Consider the following 12,075-nt stretch of genomic DNA (forward strand, 5'->3'; position numbering starts at 1 on the left):
AGGTGACGCCGTACCCACAAAGAGATCAGCTCGGGTGCCCAGCTACTCGAGGGGCGTCAGGAAAGGATCCGCACGAGGGCGGAGAGCGCCTGAGGCCACGCAGCGTCGGAGGGCACCCCGTATCCAACGACGATGGCATCGGCCATGGCCTTCAGGGACCGTTCACGGCGGTATCGAGACAGGCTAGCCACTTTGAGGCCCTGCCGGGTTGCCGACTGAAGGACCCGCTGCTCGGTCCCGGGTGGCAGACCGAGCACGGTGTGCAGGCCAGCCGCTGCCCCGATGACGCGCACCTTTGGGGCGTGCTGGGCCAGGGCTGTGACGAGAGCGTCTCGTCGATCGCGGTAGCGCCGACGGGCAGCACGTACGTGACGGTCATAGGCGCCGGAGGTGCTGAAATCCGCCATCGTCAGCTGGCTGAATACCTCGCACGAGTCGATCTGCCCCTTGGCCGCCACGGCTTCCTCAGCGAGCGTGGGAGGCAGCGCCATCCAGGCCAGCCGCAGGCCAGGAGCAAGGGTCTTGCTGGCGGTACCCAGGTAGACCACGCAGCCGGGGTCGAGTGCTTGGAGCGCACCGACAGACTGGCGGTCGAACCGGAACTCACCGTCGTAGTCATCCTCCAGGACCAGCCTGCCTGTCCGTCTGGCCCAGTCCACGACTGCCGTCCGGCGATCGCGCTGCAGTGTCGTGCCCACAGGGAATTGGTGAGCCGGCGTGAGCAGGACCGTATCGGTGCCGTCAGGCGGGACCGGGTAGGTCCCGTGAGTATCCAGGGGAAGCGAGAGGGTCTCCAGCCCGGCAGCCGCCCGCAGGCCGCGGTGCCTGTCTGGGCCGTAGGACTCGACGGCGACATTCCTTGCCCCACGGCCGGCCAGGACTTTGCTCAGGATCTGCAGGCCGTGGGAGATGCCGGCGCAGATCAGTATGTGCTCCGGACTCGTGTATACGCCCCGGGCGCGTGCGAGATGGTCTGCGAGTGCGGCCCGTAGCTCCGGCCGGCCGCGGGGGTCACCGTAGCCGAACGCGTCGTCGGGAGCCGCGGCCAGGGCGCGGCGTGTGGCCCTCAGCCAGGCTGCAGGAGGAAAAGCGGTGAGGTCGGGGTTGCCTGGGATCAGGTCGTAGCAAGGTTCACCGGGCGGCTGGGCGGACGAGCGGACCGAGACCGGTGGAGTGATCGTTCTGTCTGCCACGAGTGTGCCCGAGCCTCTGCGGGCGGTAAGCCATCCCTCGGCGACGAGGTCGCCATAGGCGTCAGCCACGGTGTTGCGGGCAAGCCCGAGGTCGGCGGCGAGTTGGCGGGAGGAGGGCAGCCGTGCGCCGGGCGCCAGGCGGCCGCTGCGGACAGCGTCGCGCATGGCTGCGGCCAGCGCGCGGCGCACACCCCGTCCAGCTCGAATCAGATCACTCTCAAAGGCCTGCCATAGCCGCGCTGGACTGGTCGTACCGCGGGCGGCGAGGGGCTCGACGGGCATGGCGGAGGTCAGGCCCGGTGGCCGTAGGTGTGCGGATCCACGGGCTCGGATTTGGGAAGTCCGCCGACCACGAGACGGTAGGAGTCGATCACGAGTTCCTTCACCAGCTTCTCGTCGACGGTGCCCCCGCCTTCCACCGTGATCCAGTGCCTCTTGTTCATGTGATAGCCGGGGGTGATGTCTGTGTGCCGTTCACGTAGGGCTGCGGCGTCGTCCGGATCAGCTTTCAGGATCACGACCGGGTGCCCCGGCATGTCGGTCATGAGCATGAAAACCTTGCCGCGCACCTTGTAGAGGTCCCAGTCGGGGCCGAAACGATGCTCCAGGTCGGCGCCGGGCAGTTCCACGGTGCAGTCGCCCGCGATCTTCTGCAGCTTCTGTCCGTCCATGGTGATCAACTCCTCTATCAATCGAGTGCCCCGGCCGACCGGCCAAGGCCCCAAGGTGGGTTCCGGCGACCGCCTGACGGCGCGGCGTTGGCGCTCCCGAGGTCCTGGGCGAGAAGGCCCGCCACGGATGCCAGGCCGTCGGCGCTGCGGGCCTTCCACGCTCTTGCCGTCACCTCCGTGAACCTGCTCAGGTCTAGAGCGTCCCGTTGGCTCTGCAGCGGGCAGCCCCCGTCTATCAGGCTCACGGAACTGTTGCTCTGCTCCCTCAGTGCCTGCCTGGGGCGGTAGACGTCCGCGCGAACGTAACCGGCGGCGGCCGGAGGGGCGTCGCCGCCGGGCACGTGCTCCGCCGGTTTCGAGGCGCTCACCGGTTTGCCTGGCCTGAGCAACAGCGCAGCCAGGACAGCGCGCTGCCCCGGCTGGCCGGCTCCGGCCTCGACCCCCTGTTTGCGTAGCCGGACGGGACCGACCATTGAGCACTGGACGTCCACGTGCATGGTGCTTACCGCCCTGGAAATCCTTGTGAGGCTTGACCGCTCAGCTGTCCGCAGGAGACCGCTCTCTCCAAACGTACCGCAAGTCGGCCATTTTTCAGGACCAAATAGTCCTCTCTTGTGAGAGGGCTTCCGCTTTTGACTTGAGGCTGGGCTACGCACAGGTGCAGAAGGGGCTACGCCGGGCACGGAATGTGAGGACGGACGCCTCCTTCTGCCGGCAAACCCCGTCCGGCCCGGCTATGGATGTCGTCTGAAGGTCCGGTGCCGGAGACTGTGACGCGACCGCCTGTGGTGCGGCACCAGGATTTCTTGGTGCCGCTCTGCCGCAGACGGCTTACTGGCTCTAACAAAAGCTGTTGATCATGTGACTGTTGGCTTGTCTGCTCGTTGGTCTGGTCGTGGGGAAACGTCAGTCGAGGCCGTGGATCGTGTCGGATGAACTGTGGTCGCTCATCGAGCCGTTGCTGCCCGCGCCGGGACCGAAGCTGGTGGAAGGCAGACCTCGAGTGCCGGACCGGCAGGCAGTGTGCGGGATCCTGTTCGTGCTGCACACCGGCATCCAGTGGGAGTATCTGCCGCAGGAGTTGGGCTTCGGCTCGGGAATGACCTGCTGGCGACGGCTGGCCGCCTGGAACGAGGCCGGCGTCTGGGACCAGTTACACGTGGTGCTGCTGAAGGAACTGCGGTCGAAGAACCAGCTGGACTGGTCGCGGGCGGTGATCGACTCCTCCCACGTCCGGGCTGCTCGGCGGGGCCCAAAAGCGGTCCCAGCCCGGTCGACCGCGCACGGCCGGGCAGCAAGCACCACCTCATCGTCGACGGGCAGGGCATCCCGCTCGCGGTAACGCTGACCGGCGGAAATCGCAACGATGTCACCCAGCTCCTGCCCCTGCTCGACAAGATCCCGGCGGTCGCCGGCCTGGTCGGCAGACCTTGCCGACGGCCCGACGCGCTGCTGGCCGACCGCGGCTACGACCATGACAAGTACCGCCGCCTGCTCTGGCAACGCGGGATCCGCCCCGTGATCGCGAAACGAGGCCAGCCACACGGCTCCGGCCTGGGCATCTTCCGCTACGTCGTCGAGCGCACAATCTCCTGGCTGCACGGCTTCCGCCGCCTGCGCATCCGCTGGGAACGGCGTGACGACATCCACGAAGCTTTCCTCGGTCTCGCCGTCTGCCTGATCACCCACCGACACGTACAGCGGCTTTGTTAGGGCCAGTTAGTGCCCTGAAGGGACTTCCGCCGGTGGACTGGTGTCCTCGGCGGGCACGGTATAGGCCTTGACGTGGCCGATCGCCATGTCCAGGGCGATCCTCATGGGTTTGACGTCCTGGGCTGTCTGCGCAAGGAGGTAGCCACCCTGAAGGGCGGCCATGAGGCCGGTGGCCAGCTCTTTGGCATCTGCGTCGGCCCTGAGGACTCCCGAGTCCTTCATTCGCTCGAGCCCGGCCTCGAGTAGTCCCTCCCAGCTGTCGAAGTGCCGGGCGAGCGCCTCGCGTGCCTCTTCGTCCTGATCGGCCAACTCGCTTGCAAGGGATCCGAGCGGGCAGCCGTACGCCCCGTTTCGGAGCGCGTTGTGTTCGATCAGCACGTCCCGCCAGCGCTCCAGCCCGCGGAGGGAGTTGAGCCGCTGAAGTAGCTGGTGCTGACGTTTGAGCAGTTCAGCAGCTTGCAAGGCGACAACGCCCCGCACCAGTGCATCCTTGTCGGGGTAGTGGCGGTAGAGCTGGGATTTGCTCGTTCCGCTGGCCGCCCTGACCTCGTCGAGGGTCGTGGCAGACACGCCCCTGACGTACATCATGTCGGCGGCAGCCCTCAAAATGCGCTCCCGAGTCGCCCGCCCGCGCTCGGTCAGCTGGGAGTCGTTTCTGTCCCGCGCCTGTTCCGCCACATAGGCCAGATTACCGCTGCGTAGGCTAGCAGGATTGAAAAGGGACCTCAAGGTCCTTTTTTCTGTGCGACTCCCGGGCGGCGGGACCGGCCGGAGCCGCACCCGGCCGAGTGCGCCTGGGTTCCGGGCCGGCACTACCACGGGACGATCCAGGCCCCCGGCGCCGCCTCTGAGGCCGAAGCGGTCCCCGCCCCTCTGTTTGTCCCCTCCCCATTGACCAGGCGCACGTGACCATCGGCAACGTCCCGACCCGCGATGACCCCGCTGTCGCCTTCGATCCGACCGAGCGGATCACCGGGAGGACGATCGTCGGCGTTCGTCGATACACGCAGTCGGCCGGTGCCGCCCCAGAGTGACCGGCCGCGTGGACGAGGCCTGCTCTGCGGCAGATAGTTGATGAAGGACGACGAGGTCATATCGCTCGACGATGAGGGTGAGCGGCAAATGGACGCCTCGGACGAACTTCTTCAGATGACTACACCGTCGGCTCTGTTGACCCTGGACGGAGCGATCCGCAGCCTCAACGCGGCCATGGCCAGGACACTGGGCAGGTCCGTGGAGCAGTGCGTGGGTCGTGGCTTCGGTGATCTGTTGCCCGCAAGCCAGCTGACTGCGGTCAAGAGTCTCGTGGCCCACGCCGCCACGACGAAGACGGTTGCGATGCGGGTGCTGGAGTTCCCCGGGCCAGGTACAGCATCTGTCGTCTGCCTTGTCGAGGCACGACCAGTGAATGATCCCGTAGGTGGCGAGTCGCTGGTGTGGGTGCACTCATTGAACGCGGGAAACGACTTGGGCGCCCTGCTGATCCCGTTCCGTCTGGCAGCCAAGGCCGCCAACCTCGGTCTGTGCACGTATTCACCCCAGGAGCGCAAGCTGGAGTGGCTGGGTGGCGCACCCGCCTTGGCGGCGCTGTTCCCGGAGGCCTCCATGTCGTTGTCCGAGGTGGTTCGGCGAGTCCACCCCGATGACCGCGGGGCGCTGCGGCGGCTCGTGCGTTCGACGGCCGCCCGGTCCCCCTGGACCAGGTTGCGGTTCCTTACCGAGCGCGATGACTGGCACCTTCTGGTCTGCCGGGCCCGTCGGCTCATTCTGGGGTCTGGCGGCCCTGAGCAGGTCTTCGGAGTGATCCGCGACGACACCAAGAGGGAAGCGCGCAGACGCAGAGCGAAGGACGCGCTCAGTGCTGAACGTCAGCGCGCCGACGAGATCGCGGCCTTCTCCTCCGCCGTGATGACGGCAGTCACGGAGCAAGAAGTACAGCAGGTCGTCCTGACCCGGCTCGCCGCGACCTTCGGTGGTACCGGCGCCGCGCTAGCGTTCATCACTCAAGGCCGCCTACGCGTTTCCTCCGATGCCGGGATCCCGATGCCGGTGGCCGCCCTGCACGGCCTGCCGCTAGACGCCCCCAGCGCGCTGCCCTATGTGATCCGCACTGGCGAGCCGCAGTTCATTCCCAACCAGGAGGACTACATCCGCCGCTGGCCGCACGGGGCCATGGTGCCGTACTTCGACCAGCTCGACTCCGGCTTCGCCATCTCGATCACCTCCCTCAGCCCGATCGGCGATCAGCCGCTCGGGGCCTGGCTGGTGACCTACGACAGCGAACACCACTCGTCCCCGGATGAGCGCGCCCTCATGGGTACTCTTGCCGATCTTGCAGGCCAGGCACTGAAACGCGTTAGCTTGCAAGAGGCACGAGTCGAGCTGGCCACGGCGCTCCAACAGACCATGCTCCCCACGCTGCCCGAGCACCTCCCCGGCCTGGAGGTCGCCGCCCGATACCAACCAAGCCGCGACGGGCTCGACATCGGCGGAGACTGGTACGACGCCTTCGTCATGCCCGACGGTGCCATCGCCCTGGAGATCGGCGACGCCCAAGGGCACGACGTGGACGCCGCCGCCTTCATGGGACAGGTGCGCGCATCCATGCGCGCGATCGCCGCCCACGAACCGGATCCCGCAACCGTACTGACGCGCACCAACGAGCTGCTCATCACGATGGGCGCAGCACGATTCGCCAGCTGCACCATGCTGCGTATCGACCCAGGCGACGGACGGGTCACCGGTGCGAGCGCCGGCCATGTGCCGTTGCTGTACGCACGCGACGACGGCAGCCACAGCATCCACGAGTTGCCAGGAGGCCCGGTGCTAGGAGTCGTGCCCGGCACCGAGTACGGCGAGGAGACCTTCGCACTGCACAAGGACAGCGCGCTGGTCATGGTCACCGACGGCGTGGTCGAAGGACCGGGCCTCACATTGGAGGCCGGACTGGAACGAGCCGGAACACTGGCTGGCGCGGCCCTCCACGACGGGCTGAATGCCGAGGAGACCGCTGACCGCGTCCTCGACGCTGCTGTCGCGGTGGACCACCTGGACGACGTGGCTGTGCTGGTCATCCGGCGCGCATGAGACTCGATGCGTCCGTGCGCCGGGCAAGGTCGTACAGGTAGCTGCTCCAGACAGGTGGCGGCGGAGCCGAACGCGCTCCTCGAACCGCGAAGGTGGGCTCAGTTGAGAGCGAAGAACGCGATGTGGTCCAGCGCCATGTCCAGCGCGACGGCCATCGGCTCGGAGCTGTGCGCGTTCTGTGCAAGCACGTAACCTCCCTGCAGAGCGGCCAGCAGACCAGTGCCCAAGCGTTGTGGGTCGGCGTCCTCGGAGAGTACGCCGAGGACGCGGAGCCGGGTCAGTGTCTCGACGAGCATCCGTTGCCAGGCATCGAATGATGCGTTGAGCGCTTGGCGGGACTGCTCATCGTTGTCGGACAGCTCAATCGACATCGCTCCCAGCGCGCACCCATACGAGCCGTCCTGCAGTGAGTTGGCTTGGACCAGGGCGTCGCGCCAGCGGCGCAGGCCGGCGAGGGTCTTCACACAGCGCAGGTGCTGTTCCTCGCGGGCGAGGACGAACTTCGACTGCACGTCGATCACGGCGTGGATCATCGCGCGTTTGTCCTCGAAGTGGTTGTACAACTGCGACTTGCTCGTTCCGCTCGCCAGCCGGACGTCATCGAGCGTGGTGGCGTGGACGCCCCTGACATAAAACAGCTTGGCCGCCGAATCAACGATCCGTGAACGGGTCTCCAGGCCGCGTGACGTGCGGCGAACATCGCTGGTTGCGGACACGGTCTCTCCCTCAGGCACGTTACTCACTCGTGCTGCTCAGCCGTGGAGCGCATCACAAGCGCGGTGGCCCCGATCTCCAGGCGGATCAGTTGTGGCACCAATACGACCATAAAGGCTGACCGGCGAGAGATGACGCCCTTGTGATTCTTCACGCAGGTATCCGTGACGTCGCGGCCTGTAAGCCAGGACCGGACCTGGCCGACATCGCCCAGTTCCGCGGCCGCCCGCCGCGGCGCCCCGGGGTCCGGGGCTTGCCGGGCCTCCTCGGCGAAAACCTCCTGCAGGGTTCCGTCCTGACGCAGTGACGGAGAGGGCCGGCGCGGTGCAGCCCGGGGTCGTGACGCATCGAGGTAGGCGCCGAGGCGGCGCGACACCCTGGCGTCGATGACCTGTGCTGCGACAGCCATGTCAACCAGTACCTCACCGTGGACGGATGCGAGATGGAGGTGCAGGCAGAGCCGGCAGGTCTTGTCCTCGTTCCTGCCGAGCCCTCAATCTAACTTGGACTAAATAGTCCACTCAGTCAATCGATCCGGACCGAGTCAGGCCGACACGAGCCCGCGCGGTCCGACTGGCACAGTCGCTCACAACGAAGCTCACATGCAGCTTTGACCTGCATATTTAATGTCGAAGTCCGATCTCGACCCGCCCGCAGCAAGCCTGGCGGACCCTTCCCTTCCGGGAGCGGGGTTGCCCAGACTTTTCTGGTCTGTATAGTCCTTTCTATGTGGTGTCCGAGGTGATGAAGAGATCCGCAACTCGGCACCCACGGAGTCACCCCTCTCAACGCAGGCCACCGGGCGCAACCGACGCGACCGTCGAGGTTGCGGCCGGCGCAGGAAGAGCCTGCGGCGGAGCTCCGAAGCACTGCGAGCCCGGCTCGGGCTCGTCGACTATTCACACCCCGATCGGAGGTCGATTCGCCGTGTCACGACTGAACGTTCCCGCTCCAGAGGACGTGCCTGCCGGCGCACAGCAGATACTCGGCAACGTTGGTGCGCAACTCGGCTTCGTCCCGAACATGTTCAAGACCCTCGCGTCCAATCCGGCCGTTCTTGAGGTCGTCACGACTCTGCAAGGCACCCTGAGCCGGGTTCTCGACGGAAGGACGCGGCACAGCATCGCGCTGGCCGTGTCGCAGGCCAACGGCTGCGGTTACTGCTTGGCGATGCACACCCACGTCGCGACCGAATTCGGTGGCATGTCGGACGACGACATCAAGCTCGCCCGCGTCGGGAGCTCGGTCGATCCCAAACGTGCCGCGGCCGCTCGCTTCGCGCAGCAGGTGGTCGAGAGCCGCGGGCAGGTCAGCGACACCGACCTCGCGGAGGTACGGGGCGCCGGATACACCGACGCGCAGATCCTCGCCATCGTCGCGGTCGCGGTGCAGTTCCTGCTCACCAACTTCATCAACAACGTCAACCAGACCGACCTCGACATCCCCGCCGTTGACTCGGTCGATACGACCGTGCCCCTGTGAACCCGCGCCCCGAACCGCCGCCCCCGGCGGCCCGCGGAGAGACCCACCACCGTGCTGCGGGATACATGGGAACTCCGGTGGACGAGGGCACACGCCGGACCCGCCTCGTCGAGTCCGCAGAATCGCCCACGGCCCGCGTCATCGCGTCTGTTGAGGTCGGGCGGCGTCAGGAAGCGCCACGCGGCCGTCGGCAACACTCCACCCGCCGGTTGTTCTTTGGAACCCTCGACGCGGCTCAGGCACGCAGTCGGCACCCCCCACTGAGTCAACGATCATTCAGGAAGGCTCGACATGCCGGGCTCCGAACTCTATGAGCAATTCATGGCGCTGCACACCCGCGACGGTGGCCTCGTCATGCCCAACGCCTGGGACGGCCTCTCGGCGCTGATGCTGGCCGATGCCGGCTTCGAGGCGGTCGCGACATCGTCTGCGGCGATCGCCGCCACGCTCGGCCGCCTCGACGGGCGTCACCAAGTCACCCGCGAAGAGCACCTTGAGCATGCACGGCTGCTCGGCCGCCTCACGGGGCTGCCCGTCAACGGAGACTTCGAGGACGGATACGGCGACACGCCTGAGGACGTCACCGCGACCGTTGAGGCCGCCGTGGAGTCCGGCCTGGCCGGGATCGGGGTGGAGGACACCTCGGGCGATCCCGATATGCCGATCCGCGACTTCGACGAAGCAGTCAGTCGCGTACGTAGCGCCGTTGACGCTTCGAAGGGACGCATCGTCGTTACCGGCCGCACCGACAACTTCATCCAGGGGCGACTGGATCTCGACGACACCATTCGGCGTCTGACGGCCTTCGCTGAGGTGGGCGCAGATGTGGTCTACGCGCCGTTCCCACCCGACCGCGACGCACTCGTCGCGATCGTCACCGCTGTCGCCCCGACACCGGTCAACGTCCTGGTGTCTCCGTCGGACAAAGTGCTCACCGTCGCTGAACTGCAGAAGGCAGGAGTCAAGCGCATCAGCTTGGGTCCGTTGCTCTACGCCCACGCGATGGGAGCGGTCGAAGAGGCCGCGAAGGCACTCCTCGCGGGCGACCTCGCCTCGGCGACGACGGGCATGAACTTCGCCCGCGTCAACGAACTGCTGGCCCGCGGCAAGAACTAAACCGATCAGCACGAATCACTGACTCTTCATCTCGTGATCACAAGACAAAGGCAGGATGACATGGATCTCGGCAAGCTCATGAACAAGCACCTCACCAGGTACTTCGACCCCAGCAAGACGATCCCCGAGGAGACACTCCAGCAACTGCTGGGATTCCTGCGCTCGACGCCGTCGTCGACGAACGTGCAGCCCAATCACTTCTACGTCCTCGCCACGCCCGAAGGCAAGGAGCGGCTGGCGGCCAACCTCGGCGAACGATTCCAGGACAACAGCGAGAAGATCCTGAACGCCTCACATACCGTCATACTCACCACCAGGGCGGATCTTCCCGGAGGCCACCTCCAGGCCGTGTTCGACAAGGAGCGGGCCGACGGTCGCTTCCCCGACCCGGCAAAGCAGGCGCGGTGGGAGTCCATGACCCGCGACTTCCTCAACCTGCGCAACTACGGCTACAAGGACCTGAACCACTGGATGGAAAAGCAGACCTACCTCGCGATGGGTCTGACCATGATGGCGGCTGCTGAGCTCGGCGTCGAAGCCATGCCCCTCGAAGGGTTCGACCCGACCAGTGTCGACAAGGCGTTCAAGATCCGCGAAACCGGACACACCACGACCGTGCTGCTGGCCCTCGGCTACCCCGACCCCGCGAAGGTGTACAACAGCCCGATTTCACGCTTCGAAACCGACCAGCTGTTCACGTTCGTCTGACCAACGACGGCACCGGGATCGACCGGGGCCGAAGTCCGCAGGCTGCGGACGCCGCTGGTCCTCGAGGCCGACCCACCCCGGAGAGCCAGACCGGCGGCCAGCGCCGCCGGTCACCGGTCGGCGCCCCGGTCGTCGGTGATCCGAATGATCCAACGGCGTCGGCGGACCTCCGGCTTGCCCGGTAACGGCTTCTCCGACCCGCACCGTGAGGTCGTCGAACGGCGCAGCACGAAGCGGCGCGGAACCTGGCGCCGGCGGCAACGCTGCTGCCCGAAGCGCTGGGGACCTGGAACCAGTCGGTCGAACTGAGCGCGAGGACAACGATCTACTGTGAAGGCGTGCGGAATGCCCCTATTCAGCACCGCTGCCGGATTTGGGTTCCCGGCCCGTACCTCCTGGTCGGCCGGACCGAGTGAGAGGACAAAGATCCACTATGAAGGCGTGCGGAGTGTCCAGGGCAGAGACGGAAGTCGCCCTGCTGGAACTGCCCGAACCGTCATCTCCCGAGCCGGGCCAGATCCTGGTCGCGGTTGAGGCCGCCGGGGTCGGACCGTGGGACGAACTGGAAATCGACGCTCGTTGGGACGTGGGGCTGCGCCCCCCGGCGGCGCTGGGAGTGGAGGGCGCAGGCAAGGTGCTGGCCGTCGGTGCGGGGGTCACCCAGTTTGCCGTGGGCGACCGGGTGCTCGCGCACGAAGCCCCGCTGCCCGGAGGAAGCGGCTTCTGGGCCGAACGCGTTCTGATCAACGCGGATCACGCGGCGGCCTGCCCACCAGGCTTGGACGCGGCACACGCAGCGGCACTGCCTGTCAACGGGCTCACCGCGCTGCAGGCTTTGGAGAAGCTGGACCTCAGCCGAGGACAGCGGCTCCTGATCACCAACGGAGGCGGGGGCACCGGAGCCCTGGCCGTCCAACTCGCCGCGGCCCAGGGCATCGAGGTAACCGCGACCGCGTCTGCTACCGCTGCAGAGCGTCTGGTCGGTCTGGGAGCGATGGAGGTCGTCGACTACCACGATCCGCACTGGTCGACCGAGGTACGCGGCGGGTTCGACGCTGCCCTCATCATCGCCGCCGGCACGGCGGCCGCAGCCCTGCCTTTGGTGCGTGACGGCGGCCGGCTGTGCTCCCTGACCTCGGACGCGCCTCCGGAGGAACGAGGCATCACGAGTTGGGACCTCTACATCGAGCCCAACGCCGCGCAGCTTGCCCAGCTGGCGGAGCAGGCCGCGGCTGGAACCTTGAAACTCGCACCAGAACCCCTCCCGCTCAGCGAAGGACCGGCCGCATTCACCCGAGTGGTTGCCGGACGGGCTGGCGGTAAGAAGATCGTGCTCATGCCAGCATGACGCGCCCTGCCACCGACCGATCCCGATGGTGGGCCACGGTGCG

Annotated in this window: 11 protein-coding genes; 6 read left to right on the plus strand and 5 right to left on the minus strand. The window is 66.8% G+C overall.

The features are described 5' to 3' along the window. Positions 1 to 56: 56 nt before the first annotated feature. Both pdxR and OG798_RS52890 read right to left on the minus strand, forming a co-directional pair. Complete coding sequence (gene pdxR, locus OG798_RS52885) at positions 57 to 1,382, minus strand: MocR-like pyridoxine biosynthesis transcription factor PdxR (protein WP_328759926.1); 1,326 nt, start codon at positions 1,380 to 1,382, stop codon at positions 57 to 59. 101 nt (positions 1,383 to 1,483) lie between these two features. Continuing rightward, a complete protein-coding gene (locus OG798_RS52890; protein ID WP_328759927.1) occupies positions 1,484 to 1,864 on the minus strand; it encodes an MmcQ/YjbR family DNA-binding protein in 381 nt (126 codons plus the stop codon). Between the two features lie 895 nt (positions 1,865 to 2,759). Here OG798_RS52890 and OG798_RS52895 point away from each other — a divergent pair. Continuing rightward, positions 2,760 to 3,577, plus strand: a protein-coding gene (locus OG798_RS52895; protein WP_443054169.1) for an IS5 family transposase whose coding sequence is annotated in 2 segments (ribosomal slippage) — positions 2,760 to 3,089 and positions 3,092 to 3,577 — 816 coding nt in all. Because the reading frame shifts where the segments join, the coding sequence is not laid out codon by codon here. A gap of 6 nt (positions 3,578 to 3,583) precedes the next feature. Here the strand turns inward: OG798_RS52895 and OG798_RS52900 are convergent. Next, a complete protein-coding gene (locus OG798_RS52900) occupies positions 3,584 to 4,255 on the minus strand; it encodes a TetR/AcrR family transcriptional regulator (RefSeq protein ID WP_328759928.1) in 672 nt (223 codons plus the stop codon). Between the two features lie 396 nt (positions 4,256 to 4,651). Between OG798_RS52900 and OG798_RS52905 the strand changes: the two genes are divergently transcribed. Further along, positions 4,652 to 6,664: a SpoIIE family protein phosphatase gene (locus tag OG798_RS52905; RefSeq protein ID WP_328759929.1), complete on the plus strand. Its 2,013-nt coding sequence runs from the start codon at positions 4,652 to 4,654 to the stop codon at positions 6,662 to 6,664. Between the two features lie 98 nt (positions 6,665 to 6,762). Here OG798_RS52905 and OG798_RS52910 read toward each other — a convergent pair whose 3' ends face one another. Together OG798_RS52910 and OG798_RS52915 are read right to left on the minus strand one after the other, a co-directional pair. Then, entirely contained in the window at positions 6,763 to 7,380 is a 618-nt protein-coding gene (locus OG798_RS52910) for a TetR/AcrR family transcriptional regulator (RefSeq protein ID WP_328759930.1), read from the minus strand. A 23-nt stretch (positions 7,381 to 7,403) separates the two neighbouring features. Next, on the minus strand, positions 7,404 to 7,787 hold the full coding sequence (locus tag OG798_RS52915) for a hypothetical protein (RefSeq protein ID WP_121413294.1): 384 nt from the start codon (positions 7,785 to 7,787) through the stop codon (positions 7,404 to 7,406). 551 nt (positions 7,788 to 8,338) lie between these two features. On the opposite strand from OG798_RS52915, the gene OG798_RS52920 reads away from it, so the two are divergent. The 4 genes from OG798_RS52920 (at position 8,339) to OG798_RS52935 (ending at position 12,032) form a co-directional block, all read left to right on the plus strand. Further along, the gene (locus OG798_RS52920) at positions 8,339 to 8,860 is read left to right on the plus strand and encodes a carboxymuconolactone decarboxylase family protein (protein WP_328759931.1); all 522 of its coding nucleotides are present in this window, start codon (positions 8,339 to 8,341) and stop codon (positions 8,858 to 8,860) included. 291 nt (positions 8,861 to 9,151) lie between these two features. Next, entirely contained in the window at positions 9,152 to 9,976 is an 825-nt protein-coding gene (locus OG798_RS52925) for an isocitrate lyase/PEP mutase family protein (RefSeq protein ID WP_328759933.1), read from the plus strand. Between the two features lie 60 nt (positions 9,977 to 10,036). Beyond that, the gene (locus OG798_RS52930; RefSeq protein WP_054227983.1) at positions 10,037 to 10,684 is read left to right on the plus strand and encodes a nitroreductase family protein; all 648 of its coding nucleotides are present in this window, start codon (positions 10,037 to 10,039) and stop codon (positions 10,682 to 10,684) included. Positions 10,685 to 11,132: 448 nt separating this feature from the next. Next, positions 11,133 to 12,032, plus strand: coding sequence for a zinc-binding dehydrogenase (locus OG798_RS52935; protein ID WP_183126851.1), 900 nt, complete (start codon positions 11,133 to 11,135; stop codon positions 12,030 to 12,032). Positions 12,033 to 12,075: the final 43 nt, after the last annotated feature.

Source organism: Streptomyces sp. NBC_00271, from assembly GCF_036178845.1.
Classification (GTDB): domain Bacteria; phylum Actinomycetota; class Actinomycetes; order Streptomycetales; family Streptomycetaceae; genus Streptomyces.